The 15,152-nt window shown below is 45.0% G+C and carries 16 protein-coding genes; 9 read left to right on the top strand and 7 right to left on the bottom strand.

Translation table 11 applies throughout. The features are described from left to right. Window positions 1–181 precede the first annotated feature (181 nt). Entirely contained in the window at window positions 182–1,132 is a 951-nt protein-coding gene (locus HMPREF2909_RS03775; protein WP_246815511.1) for a universal stress protein, read from the top strand. Window positions 1,133–1,172: 40 nt separating this feature from the next. Here HMPREF2909_RS03775 and HMPREF2909_RS03770 read toward each other — a convergent pair whose 3' ends face one another. The 4 genes from HMPREF2909_RS03770 to HMPREF2909_RS03755 form a co-directional block, all read right to left on the bottom strand. Further along, window positions 1,173–2,063 (bottom strand): DUF3027 domain-containing protein, encoded by an 891-nt coding sequence (locus HMPREF2909_RS03770; RefSeq protein WP_071415280.1) that lies wholly within the window; start codon window positions 2,061–2,063, stop codon window positions 1,173–1,175. Window positions 2,064–2,093: 30 nt separating this feature from the next. After that, window positions 2,094–2,483, bottom strand: coding sequence for a cold-shock protein (locus HMPREF2909_RS03765; RefSeq protein ID WP_071415279.1), 390 nt, complete (start codon window positions 2,481–2,483; stop codon window positions 2,094–2,096). Between the two features lie 65 nt (window positions 2,484–2,548). Continuing rightward, complete coding sequence (locus tag HMPREF2909_RS03760) at window positions 2,549–4,594, bottom strand: sensor histidine kinase (RefSeq protein ID WP_071415278.1); 2,046 nt, start codon at window positions 4,592–4,594, stop codon at window positions 2,549–2,551. 51 nt (window positions 4,595–4,645) lie between these two features. Further along, a complete protein-coding gene (locus HMPREF2909_RS03755) occupies window positions 4,646–5,377 on the bottom strand; it encodes a response regulator transcription factor (RefSeq protein ID WP_071415277.1) in 732 nt (243 codons plus the stop codon). A 198-nt stretch (window positions 5,378–5,575) separates the two neighbouring features. On the opposite strand from HMPREF2909_RS03755, the gene HMPREF2909_RS03750 reads away from it, so the two are divergent. Next, window positions 5,576–5,866, top strand: a complete 291-nt coding sequence (locus HMPREF2909_RS03750) for a WXG100 family type VII secretion target (protein ID WP_071415276.1) — start codon at window positions 5,576–5,578, stop codon at window positions 5,864–5,866. 139 nt (window positions 5,867–6,005) lie between these two features. On the opposite strand, the gene groL is transcribed toward HMPREF2909_RS03750, so the two are convergent. Both groL and HMPREF2909_RS03740 read right to left on the bottom strand, forming a co-directional pair. After that, window positions 6,006–7,619: a chaperonin GroEL gene (gene groL, locus HMPREF2909_RS03745; RefSeq protein ID WP_071415275.1), complete on the bottom strand. Its 1,614-nt coding sequence runs from the start codon at window positions 7,617–7,619 to the stop codon at window positions 6,006–6,008. Between the two features lie 236 nt (window positions 7,620–7,855). Beyond that, window positions 7,856–8,521, bottom strand: a complete 666-nt coding sequence (locus HMPREF2909_RS03740; protein WP_071415274.1) for a LytR C-terminal domain-containing protein — start codon at window positions 8,519–8,521, stop codon at window positions 7,856–7,858. 144 nt (window positions 8,522–8,665) lie between these two features. Between HMPREF2909_RS03740 and HMPREF2909_RS03735 the strand changes: the two genes are divergently transcribed. The 7 genes from HMPREF2909_RS03735 (at window position 8,666) to HMPREF2909_RS03705 (ending at window position 14,917) form a co-directional block, all read left to right on the top strand. Then, window positions 8,666–9,391, top strand: a complete 726-nt coding sequence (locus HMPREF2909_RS03735) for a uracil-DNA glycosylase (protein ID WP_071415273.1) — start codon at window positions 8,666–8,668, stop codon at window positions 9,389–9,391. 108 nt (window positions 9,392–9,499) lie between these two features. After that, window positions 9,500–10,591, top strand: coding sequence for an AAA family ATPase (locus HMPREF2909_RS03730; protein ID WP_022856545.1), 1,092 nt, complete (start codon window positions 9,500–9,502; stop codon window positions 10,589–10,591). A 115-nt stretch (window positions 10,592–10,706) separates the two neighbouring features. Next, window positions 10,707–11,666, top strand: coding sequence for a DUF58 domain-containing protein (locus HMPREF2909_RS03725; protein ID WP_071415272.1), 960 nt, complete (start codon window positions 10,707–10,709; stop codon window positions 11,664–11,666). Between the two features lie 28 nt (window positions 11,667–11,694). Continuing rightward, window positions 11,695–12,225 carry a hypothetical protein gene (locus HMPREF2909_RS03720; protein ID WP_148130793.1) on the top strand — a complete coding sequence of 177 codons (531 nt, stop codon included), beginning with the start codon at window positions 11,695–11,697 and terminating at the stop codon, window positions 12,223–12,225. Continuing rightward, window positions 12,226–13,311 carry a vWA domain-containing protein gene (locus tag HMPREF2909_RS03715; protein WP_084797242.1) on the top strand — a complete coding sequence of 362 codons (1,086 nt, stop codon included), beginning with the start codon at window positions 12,226–12,228 and terminating at the stop codon, window positions 13,309–13,311. Further along, the gene (locus tag HMPREF2909_RS03710) at window positions 13,311–14,339 is read left to right on the top strand and encodes a vWA domain-containing protein (protein WP_071415270.1); all 1,029 of its coding nucleotides are present in this window, start codon (window positions 13,311–13,313) and stop codon (window positions 14,337–14,339) included. Before HMPREF2909_RS03715 ends, HMPREF2909_RS03710 begins: the two co-directional genes overlap by 1 nt. After that, window positions 14,336–14,917 carry a DUF6466 family protein gene (locus HMPREF2909_RS03705; RefSeq protein WP_071415269.1) on the top strand — a complete coding sequence of 194 codons (582 nt, stop codon included), beginning with the start codon at window positions 14,336–14,338 and terminating at the stop codon, window positions 14,915–14,917. The genes HMPREF2909_RS03710 and HMPREF2909_RS03705 overlap by 4 nt, the downstream gene beginning before the upstream one ends. Before the next feature lie 33 nt (window positions 14,918–14,950). Here HMPREF2909_RS03705 and HMPREF2909_RS09295 read toward each other — a convergent pair. Continuing rightward, window positions 14,951–15,152 (bottom strand): hypothetical protein (locus tag HMPREF2909_RS09295; protein WP_210387857.1); only part of this gene is annotated, 202 nt, incomplete at its 5' end.

Raw genomic sequence — 15,152 nt, 5'->3', positions numbered from 1 at the left:
GCCGAGCTGCTCAATTTTTATGACTTTTCCACCCCAGAGCCAAAAAACTTGAGTGTTTGCCACGCAAGTTCAGTAGTTCAACACGGTAAGTTCGGCGTTTTCCTTGAATATCTGTGCGTGTCTTTTATGTAGGACTGTGCATTCAGTCTAAGCGCGGTAGACTAGAGAAAAGGAGGGAATTATGACTGACATAACAATGCATACCCCTACGCCTCTTGGTGAGTTAGCCGTCGGAGTGGACGGCACCGCAGAATCTTTTGCTGCTTTAGAGTGGGCAATGCAGGAATCTGTGGTTACTGGTCAGAAAGTTCATGCTATTTATGGATGGACTCATTCTTGGGATTTAGGTGATGAGCCTACTTCTGCTGAAGAATGGCAACGAGTTCGCGCAATAATCAACGCTGATTTACGCACTTGGGCAGATCAGGCAGCTGAAGGCATTAATTTTGATCAATCCTTACTCAAGCTCACTTCGGTGCACTCTGCAGGCACTACCGCTCTGCTCGATATAGGTTCGAGAGCACACCAAATTGTGGTTGGACGACGCACTATGAGCACTGTGGCTCGCTGGTTCCTCGGCTCTATGAGCGAAAATTTGGTGTATCAATCCTCTACCCCGGTTACTGTGGTGCGTGCTGTCGATGCTTCTGATTCTTCTCGGGACCAGCAAAAAGCATCGGTTTCCGAAGAATTATTACTCGGTTCTAACCATCATTTACCGTTGGTAGTGGCGGTAGATGGTTCGCAACCAAGTTTACGCGCTCTAGATTTCGCCGTGGAATCTGCCCGTGCAGAGCATCGCGATATTCACGTGTTATATGCGTGGCAAACAAAGACTTTAAGTCGTTATATGGAACAAGGACATGCTGTTCCATCTGTTGATGAGGGGCAACAGGTTGCCCAGCGCGTTCTGGCAACGCTCGTTGAGCAAGCTGAGATTCCGAATGAAATTTCTGTGATGCAACATGCAATTCATGCGGCTCCTGCTAAAGCGCTGATTGACGCTTCTCATTATTCACACCGCATTATTATGGGTTCGCGAGGTTTAGGCAAGTTTGACCAGCACGTTCTGGGTTCAGTAAGCCGTAAACTGCTTGACTACTCATGGGCTCCGGTGACGATTGTTCATTAACAGATAAGTGCGGGTCGTATCTGACAACCCGCACTTATCTTTATTCTTCATCTACTAAATCATCTGGATTATCTACATCTTCCAGAATATCGGCAATTCGCCTCTCTTCTGCAGTAGGCTGAGCAACACGTGGGCGCGAAACAATAATAATGTCATCTCCATCATCCACCGTAGGCTCTGGCTGTATCCATAGCTGAGAAGGTTCTGGAGGATCAATATCTGAATGTTCGCCACACCCGTGATCAAGCGAAACGATACGACCGTCGTCTTGGCTCCACTTATTGGCACAGACACCAAACATCGTGCCTAACTCACCTTGAAGTTGAACGAAGAAACCGCAAGTTTGGCATGTTTTACCCGCAGCTACACGTGTAGACAATGATTTTGGACCATGAGGACCGTTATACCAACGCTCAGCTGTTTGTGCGCGACCTTCAGCAGATAATACGCGAGAGCGAGATAAATTCAACTCTTCTACTATCTGAGTGTATTCTTCTACCTCGGTTTTTCGAAAGCTATCTGAGGCTTGATCGCCACTTACTCCTTGCTCTAAACGCTCATCGTCAGGCTCAGTCCCCAACACATCTGTGGGAGAAATATCGGAAGGAAGTAAACGATCTTTCCACGGTATCCACTCAGGAGCAAGCAAAGCATCTGCAGTAGGTACAAGAGAAGACTCGTTAACAGTCCACTTATCTGCCTGAATATCGTGATACATGGTGATGGACCACTGCCATCCCTCGTATCCTTTCAAAGCAGAGACAAAACGCATATCGAGAACATTGCTGTCTACTATCCACGCGCCAACAAAGTCTCCAACATGGTCTGCACTGTCTGCAATATCAAGTAAAGCAAGGCGAGCCTGCTCAATAACAGGCTGTTCCACCTCTGCTGCTTCGTCAGCGCTCTTGTGCGGGGATTGTTCCGTCATGATTTCTCTCTTCCAGATGTGTGGTCTGGATTAATCCTGCACATCAAAATTATCTGCTATAGCACGCAAAACATGTGCTAGCTTTTGCGATTCACGCGCCTGAGGGTAGCGTCCTCGACGCAAACTATTACCAGCCGAGTCAAGAAGCTTAATCACATCTTCCACAATACTTGCCATATCTTCAGGCTTTGGCCGCGTTGCCTTCACCACAGACATAGCAGGACCGATAACGCGAATATCCATCGCCTGAGGTCCTCGACGGCTTTCAATACGCGAAAACTCAACTTTTGTTCCCGGACGTAAAGTTGTTGACCCAGCAGGTAAAGCCATTGCTGGGACGAAAACATCTTCGCCGTCTTCGCTACTGATAAAACCAAATTTCTTATCAGCATCAAACCAACGTACTTTTCCGCTTGGCATTTTCGTCCTTACCTCTTACGTGTATCTAAAACTCTTCGGTCTATTATTGTAACGCAAAGATAATTTTATTTCTTGGTTGATGTGTCCTTATTCGACCCGAGCGAAATTTTGATTTCAGTTGTAGCCATATCCGCATCAGCGTTTTTCTTACGTCGTCCAAAAATAGCAGGAGCAGTGTTTTTTTCGCGCATCCGCTCCTGAGTAGGGTTCGTACTACTAAAAAGAACTGTTTGCGAAATAGGAACTACAACAGTTGTGGTCAAACCTCCGCCAGGGGTTTTCATAGCGCAGATAAGACCGTGATGAGCCTTCACAATGGATTGCACAATAGACATACCTAAGCCAGTGCCACCCTTATCGCGAGCGCGGGAAGGATCAGCAGTATAGAAACGTTCGAAAATCTTGGTATATGCCTCGTCTTTAACGCCTGGACCGTGATCTCGTATTTGAATAATCACGTATTCCAAAGTATTAGATGCCGTGCCTGATTCTTTCACATCTTTCAAGAACTTATCTAGCGTTTCAGCAGTGGACGCTTCATTTTCTAAATCTCTCACAAGCGCACTGGCACGCACCACAGTTGCTCCCACTTCTACTGGCGAATCAGAAGGAGTATAACGGTGAATATTGCCGATAATATTTGTCATCACTTGACGCATACGAACAGGATCTCCCCCAGCATCAATGTGTGGCAACTGACCAGGAATAAAGGCAAGAGTATTATCTGTAACCTGCTCATCACTGTGAGTATCGTTCTGACCTTGCATCGGCTGCACTGACTGCATAATCGAGCCCATATCGAGACTCAAACGTCCTAAAGTAATAGTGCGCTCGGGATCGAGGGCATGTAAATCTTCTACGGAATCACTCAAAATATCAGTCATATGCACTGTTTGAGCTAAATCAATTCCTCGCCCTTCATCTAAACGGGCGAGCGATAAGAGATCTTCAACAAGCGCGGACATACGTGTGCTGGATTTATCGATATGGTCAATAACCATATCTGCACTTTCTACAGGATCGGCTTGAGGTGATTTTCTCTGCATTTTATACAGTTCTGTGCTGCCGTGAATAACAGCAAGAGGAGTGCGCAACTCATGAGAAGCATCTGAAACGAAACGCTTCATTTGCAAGGTAATATCTTCCTGCTTTTTAAAGCTTCTCTCAATCTGCGAAAGCATCATATTGAGGGAATTAGAGAGAGAACCAATCTCGGTATTTAACGGGGCTCTTTCTACACGCTGAGATAAATCACCGGCAGCAATTTTTTCTGCTGTCTGTTCCATCTTCTTCAAAGGACGCAGAGAGCGACGTACAGCAAGCAAGGCCAAAAATCCTGCAGTAATAACAATACCTACAGCCGACCAAACGAAATACACTGTTAAGGCTTGGATCGTATCGTTCACATCAAACAAAGACAGACCAATATAGACCACATATTCCATTCCTGTTGCACGGTTCACGTATTGCGCTGCAATAACACGCCACGGTGAATGAGCCATTATTGCTTGACGTTCTGTTAACGATACATTTTTCGACACATGAACACTAGCGGCAACAGTTGTTGGTTCACCGTACAAGAAAGTTGCTGATTTACCTTCTTGAGGCAAGGTTGGTATGGATTCTACGCCATCATGTGCAATAGGAATAAGTGGCGTGCTCAACACATTATTATCGTTATCACGGATTTGCACAAAATAATCTGTTGGTCCGAGGTTCTGATTTCCTGTTGTAGAGTATGGAGAAGGACGTTTCTGTGATGCTGTATCAGAATTCTTAAAAAATTGTTCTTTTAGTTGATTTCCTAAAGACGGACTCTGCTCGCTACTGCTCTTTTGGTCGCTTGCATTTTCTGACTGTAATAAATCAATATTGTTAATAACCAGCGTTGCTTGACGCATTAACTGGGTATCTGTTTTCTGCATCAGCGCTGACGATACGAGTTGCCTCGATGCCAAGACAAGCACAGAACTAGCAACAATAAGAAAAACAAGCACTAAAGTCATGAGCCTAGCAGCCAAAGGAATACAACTAAGTTTCCATTGAATATTGCTCAAGAAACTGCGTTTTTTGCTTGACATAGGCGCAGTTTTATCCGTAGATTTTCCCATGACTCATGCCTTAGTACTTATGCTGTTACGTGCAGATAGTAATGACTACAATTAGTCGCGTGGTTCGCGAATCATATAGCCAATACCGCGTTTTGTTAAGATAATTGGCTCCACTTTTTGCGCATTACCTTCGTCATCCGTATACGTTACGCCATCAATCTTTTTGCGCAGATAAGAAATATATGATTCAACAATAGCGGCGTCTCCGCCCCAATCGTATTGCCATACATGATCGAGAATCTGAGCTTTGCTGAGCACACGACCCTCGTTATCCATGAGATAACGCAGTAATTTGTATTCAGTTGGGCTTAAATCAATGAGTTCTCCATGACGAGTAACATCGTGAGAATCTTCGTTAATCTCTAAATCAGCCACACGAATAACAGGATTATCTTCAACTTCTTCGCGTGTGCGGCGCAAAATAGCGCGAATACGTGCCACTACCTCTTCAAGACTAAAAGGCTTGGTTACGTAATCATCACCACCAACGGTTAATCCCATCACCTTATCTTGGGTATCGTCACGTGCTGTGAGGAAAAGAACTGGCGCGTCAATTCCTTCTTGACGAATACGGCTTGTTACCGTAAAGCCGTCGATATCTGGCATCATCACGTCCATAATGATGAGGTCTGGTTGAGAGTCAACAATAACCTCAATAGCTTCAGTGCCGTTAGACGCGGTAATGACTTCAAACCCGGAAAAACGCAAAGAAGCGGACAGGAGCTCGCGAATCGACGGCTCATCATCTACAACTACCAAACGTGCTTCTTGATTATTTACCATAATGACTATAGTGACAGAGCTTCCTGAAAATTAACTGAAAGCAATCTTGGATTTTAACGAGATTCTCTGTTCTTTCTCGGCGTGTTATTCACATTGGTTCACATATTCATTTTAATTTTATTCCTGCATATAAGACTCCTAAAGTGAGAAGTACTTCTTTCTCGCATATCTCTACCCCAACCTCGAAAGGAGGTTATTATGTCTACATATCATGTAGATTCTGAGCATATTCTCAATGCCAGCACACAGGTGAATTCATCAATCGAATCTATTCGTTCTTCTGTGTCCACCATGTGCGCGCAACTGGCTGATTTAGAAGCTTCTTGGCAAGGCAGCGCTGCCACACAATTCCACGCTGTTATGCAGCAATGGCAAGCTGCTCAACGCACCATGGAAGAGTCTTTAGTATCTATTCAGCAAGCAATGACGTATGCCGCGCAATTGTATGCAGATACAGAAGCACAAGCTAGTCAGCTCTTTGCTCAGTAGTTCAGCGTCTCTGCTGCTCAGAAGTGCAATAGAGGCAGTGCAATAGAGGAGAAGTCCTACCGCCCGTCGGGACGATAGGACTCCTCCTCTACTAGCTTCTATCAGCTCTATCAGCTAAAGTTCAGTAACTTCGAACTTTTTAGTAACCCATGTCTGGTGCTGCTGGAGCTGGAGCAGCTGGTTCTGGCTTGTTAGCCACAACTGCTTCAGTGGTGAGGAACAGACCAGCAATAGATGCTGCATTCTGCAGAGCAGAACGAGTTACCTTTACTGGATCGGTAACGCCTGCTGCCATGAGATCTTCATATTCGCCGCTTGCAGCATTGAGACCATGACCTGCTGGCAAGGAGCGTACCTTGTCGATAACAACGTCGCCAGACAAACCTGCATTAGAAGCAATCTGCTTGATTGGAGCTTCTACAGCACGGAAGACGATGCTTGCGCCAGTTGCTTCGTCGCCTTCGAGCTGTACAGAGCTTTCCACATCTGCAGCTGCCTGAATAAGAGCAACACCACCACCAGGTACGAGGCCTTCTTCGATAGCTGCCTTTGCGTTGCGTACTGCATCTTCGATGCGGTGCTTGCGTTCCTTAGCTTCAACTTCGGTTGCAGCACCAACCTTAATAACTGCTACACCACCAGCGAGCTTAGCCAAACGCTCCTGCAACTTTTCGCGGTCGTAGTCGGAATCAGTTGCGTCAATCTCTTGACGAATCTGAGCTACGCGAGCAGCTACATCGTCAGCAGATCCTGCACCAGAGACGATGGTTGTTTCATCCTTAGAAACAATCACCTTAGCTGCGTGACCAAGAACAGTTTCGTCAATAGAGTCAAGCTTTAAGCCAACTTCTTCAGAAACTACCTGTGCACCAGTCAAAATAGCCATATCCTGGAGCATAGCCTTACGACGGTCACCGAAACCTGGAGCCTTTACAGCAACAGTGTTAAAGGTACCGCGAATCTTGTTGAGTACGAGAGTTGGAAGAGCTTCGCCATCAACGTCTTCAGCGATAATAAGCAATGGCTTACCAGACTTCATAACAAGCTCAGCCACATGCACAATATCCTGCTGAGAAGATACCTTGCCAGATGTGAGCAAGATGTATGGATCTTCCAAAACAGCAGTCTGGTCTTCTGGGTTGGTCACAAAGTAAGGGGAAATATAACCCTTATCGAAGCGCATACCTTCAGTGAAATCAAGATCGAGACCGAACTTGTTGTTATCTTCAACAGTTACAACACCGTCCTGACCAACCTTGTCCAAAGCCTCAGCAATACGCTCACCAACCTCTGAATCTGCAGCAGAAATAGTTGCAGTTGCTGCAATCTGTTCCTTGGTCTCTACGTCCTTTGCAGACTCAAGCAAAGACTTAACAATGGCGTCTGCAGCCTTTTCAATACCGCGACGCAAAGCGATTGGGTTAGAACCTGCAGTAACGTTCTTCAAGCCTTCGTGCACCAAAGACTGAGCCAAAACGGTTGCAGTTGTGGTACCGTCACCAGCAACATCATCAGTCTTCTTTGCAACTTCCTTAACGAGTTCTGCACCAATGCGCTCGTATGGATCTTCCAGATCAATTTCCTTCGCAATGGATACACCATCGTTGGTAATAGTTGGAGCACCATAAGTTTTGTCAAGAACAACATTGCGACCCTTTGGTCCCAAAGTTACCTTTACAGTGTCTGCCAACTGATCAAGACCAGCAAGCATACCCTGACGTGCTTCATCATCATAAGCAATAATCTTTGCCATGATTATCCTTTCCAGACGAGTTTTCTGTCGAGTTTCTTCAAAACCTGAGTCAATTACACTCAAGTTTTGATTTCTTCCTATAGATTAGCACCCCTATAGAGAAAAATGCTAATTTTTATTCAGCGTTTTGCCTTCAGCCTAAGTTTTCTTTACAGAGCAACTTTATGTGCTCCTTTTATGCGTAGCTTTGTGCACAATCTCTACGCCCGATTTATACGCAAATTTATGCACCTTGTCTACTGCTGCATAATAACAACCGCGATATCGCCATTGCTCAGTCCAGACACTTTCTGCACAGCAGAAATACCTAGTTGAGCAGCAATATCATCTGCTGTTGCTTTATCAGCATCATTGACATACCACACGGTATTTGCACTTGGTAAACCTGTGCCGCTTGGGTTTGCAGGAGTGACGTTTGTATAGCCAGCGTTCTTTAAGGACTGAGCTTTCGTAGCAGCTAAACCAGATACTCCCGTACCGTTATATATATACACTGCTTTTGATTTATCAGCTTGAGCTGCTGGCTGCTGTTGCGCTTGCTGGTCTTGCTGAGAATTTTGCGATTCCGAACTATTCGACGAGCTATCTTCTGTAGTTTTTTCTGACTTTTCAGATTGCGCGTCTGCGTCCTTCTTAGATGTTGTATCTTTAGATGCGCTCTTTTTAGCAGAGGCTACTTTTTTTGATGTAGTTGTGCTCGGGGAAATATTAAGACCATTTTCTCCCAACCAATCATTCGTCCATGTTAAGAAAGCCAAAGCGCATAAAGCAGCAACTATCATGGCAATAATAAAAGGCATCACACGTGCCAGAATGGTTTTCTTTCCGCGGTGTGCACCACCAGCGACTGCGGAAAATACATCAAATTCATCACGTGGATAATCCGATTTTGCTTGTGCCATATCTTCTCCTTATATAAACTGTGCTCTATTCTACGAAATACTATGCACTTGGTGCTTTTACTCGCACTTTTCTCGTAAAATCTTCATTTTTGCTCACTCTTGGTATTGCTGCATTTCTCAGACCTTACTCTTACACTACGTAGTATGACTACAGCTGAAGAAACCTCATCGTCACAGCACACCGCACCATTATCGAGTATTATTCACCCTTCATGGGCGCAGGCTTTAGAACCAGTTGAACCACACATTCGTGCTATGGGAGAGCTGTTGCGCGCTGAACAGACTCAAGGAATTCGTATTTTACCTGCTGGCTCTTTGATTTTGCGTGCGTTTACTTATCCGTTGGATTCCATCAAAGTTCTTATAGTGGGTCAAGATCCTTACCCTACTCCTGGTCATGCTGTGGGATTGAGTTTTTCTGTTGCTCCTCATGTTCACCCTCTGCCGAAAAGCCTTATAAATATTTTCAAGGAACTTGTTGATGATATGGGTGTTCCTGAACCGTCTAACGGCGATTTAACTGCATGGGCAGATCAGGGAGTAATGCTTTTAAACCGTTCTTTGAGCGTGCGTGCTGGCCAGGCAAATTCTCATGAAGGATTAGGCTGGGAAGTTATTACTGAAGCCGCTATTCGCGCTTTGAATAACCGCGTTGATTCCCACGGCAATCCCTTGCCTTTCGTAGCCATTTTATGGGGTCGTAATGCACGAAATCTTAAGCCGTTGCTCACCCATGCAACTGTTATTGAGTCAGCTCATCCTAGCCCTTTATCCGCTTATCGCGGCTTTTTTGGTTCGCATCCTTTTTCGCGCACAAACGAAGCTCTCGCGAATATGGGTATTCAACCAATCAACTGGCAGCTACCCTAAACAAATAAATCAAACAAAGTCATCAATCTTGCAGATATCCTGTGCAGATTACTTAGCACACAGCGCAATACGGTATATCTGCTCGTCAATCTGCTTTAAGGTGGAACTATGTCTATTTTTTCGCACACATCTGAAAACAGCGATGCACTTGGTCTAAATCTGAGCTCTTCTGCTCCCCAACCTCCTGTAGCATCACCTCTTTCCTCTACATCCACGCCAGAAAGTCCACAACGTTCCATGCAATTAGCTCAGCGTATGCGCGAACGTTTCTCTCAAGGTCTGGTGGGTCAAGAAGAATTACGCGAATCTCTTATTGTTACGCTTATTGCTGGCGGACATATCCTTATTGAATCTGTTCCTGGCTTAGCAAAGACCACTGCCGCTCGCCTACTCGCTTCTTGTGTTTCGGGAAGTTTCAAACGTGTTCAGTGCACTCCCGATCTTATGCCTGCTGATTTAGTAGGAACACAAATTTTTGATTTTGCTACGCAGAAAATGATTACACAGATTGGTCCTGTGCATGCCAATATTGTGCTCTTGGATGAGATTAACCGTTCTAGCGCAAAAACTCAGTCCGCTATGCTCGAATCTATGGCAGAAGGCGCAACCACTATTGGTGGTGAGCGTATTGCTCTGCCGCAACCATTTATGGTTATTGCTACGCAAAATCCTGTAGAAGAAGAGGGCACATATAATTTGCCTGAAGCTCAAATGGATCGTTTTATGATGAAAACTGTTATGACGTATCCAAGCGCCGAGCAGGAAGTAGCGATGCTCTCTATGCTCGGTCGCCAAGCTAGCGATTCTGTGCAGTTTGAGACACAAGAAGCTCATGCTATTTCTTTGAGTGACGTCAGCTATTTGCGTTCTACCGCTCGCCGTGTACATGTGAGCGAAGAAATTAAAAAATATGTTGTCGATATTGTCAGCACATCTCGAGGCTCTGGTAATCATCCTATTAAAGGATTATCGTCGCTGGTTCGTTTGGGCGCATCTCCTCGTGCATCTATTAGTTTAATTCGTATTGCTCAAGCTCAGGCATTAATTAACGGTCGCGATTACGTTATTCCTGAAGATGTGAAGTCTCACGCTCATAGTGTGCTGCGTCATCGTATTTTGATGACTTTTGAGGCTTTAGCAGACGGCATTACATCCGATCAAGTTATTGACACCATTATTAGCACTATACCCGTTCCATAAAGGTGTTAGCAGCTCCTGAGCATAGACTATGCCTTCGTTGTATGAGTGCGTCTGTGCTCATGTTTGGATATATGTGAGAAGACTTCGTAAAGCTTTTGGATTATAAGGACGCGCTGTGACGTATCAAAAACATGTTGACCCTATTCGGCGAAAAATTGAGGCTCTTGGACCTCGTTTAAGCCTGCCTATTGTGCGCAAAGCCATGGGTATTATGGAAGGAGAGCATCCAACTCATCGCCGCGGCTCTGGAGATGATTTCCTTGATTTACGCCCTTATATTATTGGCGATGAGGCACGCTCAATTGATTGGAAAGCCAGTGCTCGTAGCGGTTTACCAATTGTGGTGTCTCGCGAGCACAACGCCACCAGTAATGTGTGGATGATTATTGACGCAGGACGCCAACTCTTAGGAAGCACTCCGGCTGGCGAACGTCATATAGATGTGGCTATGAATGCTGTGCGCATGTTTTCCATGCTCTCGCTTAAACGCGGAGACAATGTGAACTTCGTGCTTGGAGATTCGCATTCTATTACACGCATGCCTTTTACTGGGGGTTACGAACAGTGTGACGCTCTGCTTGAACAGATTTCTCATCATGATTTTCCTTATTCCAGCGATTGGGATGCCATGCTAGATTACGCTGTGCATCTGCGCGATAAGTATTCTTTGATGATTCTGATTACTCGTGATAAAGCATGGTCTTCTGCTGCTTTGCATCGTGTCAGCATTTTAAGCCAAACGCATCCAGTTGTTGTAGTTAATATCAGTAGCGCCAATCCGTTTGAAAGCTCTGCTCATTTTCACAGTATTTATGCTGAAGATAGTACGCGCAACCATATTATGGCTAAAATTCCTGCTTTTATGCGTCATAGTGCGGTCAGCACTGAGGTTGCTATTTCTCGTCAGTTAAGCGCCGACGAACTTCATCACCGTTTAGCGAAAACTGGCGCAACTTTATTTCATGCTGAGTCTAACGAATCAATGTTCTCAGATTTTATTCACCGCATTTCACAAACTCAACGTTCCCCTCATTTCGGTGTGCAGCATTCACCGGTAAGCATATCTGCGCGCTGAGTTAGGAAGGATACGGTTTTAGTCTTTTATGATGTATTCAGTGACTTTAGCAGGCACTTTCCAAGGAAATCCTGCTGCCACTTTTAGTTCTACTCCTGTGCTTATTGCGCTGCTTGTGGCAGCAGTACTGGCAATAATCTGTATTATTGCCAGCGTTATTACTTTCTTACCTCGAACTGATAAAAATCGTCACCAAAACGAACATAAGAAAGCTGTTGGCGGTGCTGATTTCACACGTCGCGTGCAGACTGTTAATAAATCTTTCGATGCAGGAAAAATAAGCAAAACCGAGGCTTTCCATGAATTAGCAGCTATTACTCGGCAATTTGCGTCTACCCGTCTGCACACGGATATTACTTCACATACTTTGGCGGATTTGGAGCATATGGAGCACGCTCATACTCAGCATGCAGAAGGCATGAATCTGTTACGCTCCACTATTGAGGGATTATATCCACCTGAATTTGCCTATGAAGCAACCAACGCGCGTAGCGCTCAAGTCACGGTCAATGATGCATGCCGATGGGTTACATCCGTGATTGAAAGGTGGGATGCTTAAATGTTTTCTTTCCTACCTACACGTCTTATGTGGCCGTTTGCAGGGCTTATAGCTCTTATTATCTGTGCAATAGTTTTCGCTGTTGCGGCGCTTATTATGCGTCGAGTCCAGGCTTCGTCTAAGCAACCTGATGCGCGCGATAATAATACTGCTATTGTTTATGATGTTGATTCTGATTTAGCTGGAGAAACAGCTTCACGTTTCGCACGCACATACCGTCGTATGACGCGCCTCGTTGTTTCGGCTATGAGTATTGCTCTTGTGTGTGCGCTCATACTTGTGGCACGCCCAGCGTCAGTATCTGCAGAAAAAACTCGCTCCGCTTCGCGCGATATAGTGCTGTGCTTGGATGTATCTGGTTCGGCGCTATCGTATGACCGCCAAATTATCGCAGCATATTCTCAAATTGCACGGAATTTAAACGGAGAACGCATTGGATTGAGTATTTTTAACTCAACATCTAAAACTGTTTTCCCTTTAACCGATGATTATGCTGTGATTAGCAATCAGCTCAATTATGCGTACACCTTGCTGAGCCGAGTGCAAACCCAAGCGTCTATTGACGCCATGAGCGATAAAGAGTATCAGGAGATTAACGATTGGTTGCAGGGCACTCAAAATATTGAAAATTCAACCTCTCTTATTGGTGACGGTCTTGTGTCCTGCACTATGATGCTTCCCCAGCTGACGAGTTCTCGCTCTCAGAACGCTCGATCTGCTTCGATTATTTTAGCCACAGATAACGTTCCTTCTGGCAAGCAAACTTTTACTTTGGAAGAAGCTTTGGATATTGCTAAAAAAGCGCATATTAATGTTGATGCTCTCTATGTTGGAACAGATAAAACCAGTGATTCCGAAGCAGTAGTAACGATGAAGAAAAGTATTGAAGATTATGGCGGAACATATGTTGATTTGAATTCTCACGATACCGTAGATGCGATTGTTCGCGATATTAGTTCTACAAAATCAGGCGCTCAACTTCATGATGATGTGTCTAATCTTTCAGATGCTCCTGCCTTAATTCTCGCAGTATTAGCAGGTGCGGTGCTTATAACATGTATTGCTGCAGGAAGGATTCATCGATAATGAGTTTTATTCCTGTTTTTGGTCTTATTCCTTCCCTTTTCGTTTGTGTTGTTCTGCTGGCAGCCATGGGATGGCTGAGCATACGCTTCGTACGCGAGCGTCCATATACTGACTCTACTGTTGGCATGATTATTCGACGCTGGATTCTTATTGTGCTTGCTTGCATTATGATAAGCGGACCAAGTATCGTTCAACGTACAACAACGCGCGCTATTAATGCTACTGACGTTTTTATTGCCGTGGATGTAACTGGCTCTATGGCAGTGCGTGACGCTACCTATGGTTCGAGTACACAAATCACACGTATTCACGCCGCACGAGATGCAGTACGCGATATTGCCGGGCTGTATCCAGACGCTCAATTTTCTACACTGAGCTTTGGCGCCAATGCCACGGTTAACTTACCTTTAACTCCTGATGTGAATGCTGTAAATAATTGGGCAGATAGCTTAACAACTGAACCTACCCAAGTATCTGCAGGTTCCAGCCTTGATGCTCCGCTCAATGCCCTGACGGTGGCACTGAAAGCTGCTCAAGATAATCATCCACAAAACGTGCGCGTGCTCTATATTATTTCTGATGGCGAGCAAACCAGCGCAGAATCTGTGAAAAGTTTCTCTGTTTTGCGCAAATATGTAGATGAGGCTGTGGTTATTGGCGTGGGGTCTACTCAAGGCGGTAAAATCCCGAGCACACAAACAGGAATCAATGCGATGAGCGAGCAGACTACAACTGCATGGGTTCAAGATCCTGATACTCAACAAGATGGTATATCTCAGCTGAACGAATCGAATTTGAGCACGATTGCCGATCAGCTTTCCGGTATCTACGTACATGCCGATGCTACTGACGCTTTTAAGGCGCAGCTTAAGCAAGGTACGTCAGATAAATACCGTCTCACCGTAACTACACGTACATCTCAGCAGACCGTATTACTTGTGTGGCCATGGGCAATTGTTTTTATTGCGGTTATTGCTTGGGAAACTATTGCGTGGTTCATGCAATCGAGAAAGTTGGTGCGCTTATGAGCATCCCGACACGTGCAAACATTTCATCATCACGTACAGAACACCGCGGTGGGCTTGCTACACGCATTTTGTGGATTATTGGAAGTATTGTATGCGTGTTTGCGGTTGGCATGTGCGGTTTTAACCTCATGACGGCACGCATATATAACACAGCTACTGAGCAACTCAATAATGCCATTGCTGAGTATTCGACTACAAATCCTGATTTAGCTGCTTTAGCAGCGAGTCAAGTGAGTACTGATAACTTATTTAGTCGCGCTTCTTCCCTATCGTGGATGAAAATTCCTGGCTTGCAATCATCTATTGCGCATAATGAGAAATTATCTGCTCAACTCACCAAGCAGATTGAGGAGGACTTAAAGAAGAAAGATAGTTCCTCCAGCACAGATAATAATCAGGTATCTTCTTCTCCTGATTCATCGAATTCTTCTGGGTCGTCTGGGCAATCGGATAACTCATCGACCACGTTAGATGAAGATACGCAGGAGCGCATGAAAACGCTGTTAGCACAAAATGCAGGTGCGAATAATAGTGTAGAGCCTCAAGCTCCTCCAACAAAAACTAAAAAACCGTGGTAAAAACTGTACATGTGGAAAAAGCCGATGACTGCCTTAATCTTGAGCAGTCATCGGTTTTTTATGCACTCCTCTATCGTTTTGGTACTTTCTAGGCTCTTGGAACTTAGTGGGGTTTAGGGGAGGAAGTTGCTCAGTAGGTTCTAGTTGATTTCTCTGGCAGTCATGTGTCAAGATGTGGTTGCTGTGTGAATGTGGTTTGTTTTCATGAGTGAAGTCGATACGCGCAACCGATATG

The sequence above is a fragment of the Alloscardovia sp. HMSC034E08 genome (genome assembly GCF_001813415.1).
Taxonomy (GTDB): domain Bacteria; phylum Actinomycetota; class Actinomycetes; order Actinomycetales; family Bifidobacteriaceae; genus Alloscardovia; species Alloscardovia omnicolens.
The sequence above is the reverse complement of the archived record's forward strand: the minus strand, read 5'-3'. Positions and strand labels throughout refer to the sequence as shown.

Coding starts and splice junctions, on each gene's coding strand:
- HMPREF2909_RS03775 (WP_246815511.1), top strand. CDS start 182: ATGACTGACATAACAATGCATACCCCTACGCCTCTTGGTGAGTTAGCC.
- HMPREF2909_RS03770 (WP_071415280.1), bottom strand. CDS start 2,063: ATGACGGAACAATCCCCGCACAAGAGCGCTGACGAAGCAGCAGAGGTG.
- HMPREF2909_RS03765 (WP_071415279.1), bottom strand. CDS start 2,483: ATGCCAAGCGGAAAAGTACGTTGGTTTGATGCTGATAAGAAATTTGGT.
- HMPREF2909_RS03760 (WP_071415278.1), bottom strand. CDS start 4,594: ATGGGAAAATCTACGGATAAAACTGCGCCTATGTCAAGCAAAAAACGC.
- HMPREF2909_RS03755 (WP_071415277.1), bottom strand. CDS start 5,377: ATGGTAAATAATCAAGAAGCACGTTTGGTAGTTGTAGATGATGAGCCG.
- HMPREF2909_RS03750 (WP_071415276.1), top strand. CDS start 5,576: ATGTCTACATATCATGTAGATTCTGAGCATATTCTCAATGCCAGCACA.
- groL (WP_071415275.1), bottom strand. CDS start 7,619: ATGGCAAAGATTATTGCTTATGATGATGAAGCACGTCAGGGTATGCTT.
- HMPREF2909_RS03740 (WP_071415274.1), bottom strand. CDS start 8,521: ATGGCACAAGCAAAATCGGATTATCCACGTGATGAATTTGATGTATTT.
- HMPREF2909_RS03735 (WP_071415273.1), top strand. CDS start 8,666: ATGACTACAGCTGAAGAAACCTCATCGTCACAGCACACCGCACCATTA.
- HMPREF2909_RS03730 (WP_022856545.1), top strand. CDS start 9,500: ATGTCTATTTTTTCGCACACATCTGAAAACAGCGATGCACTTGGTCTA.
- HMPREF2909_RS03720 (WP_148130793.1), top strand. CDS start 11,695: ATGATGTATTCAGTGACTTTAGCAGGCACTTTCCAAGGAAATCCTGCT.
- HMPREF2909_RS03715 (WP_084797242.1), top strand. CDS start 12,226: ATGTTTTCTTTCCTACCTACACGTCTTATGTGGCCGTTTGCAGGGCTT.
- HMPREF2909_RS03710 (WP_071415270.1), top strand. CDS start 13,311: ATGAGTTTTATTCCTGTTTTTGGTCTTATTCCTTCCCTTTTCGTTTGT.
- HMPREF2909_RS03705 (WP_071415269.1), top strand. CDS start 14,336: ATGAGCATCCCGACACGTGCAAACATTTCATCATCACGTACAGAACAC.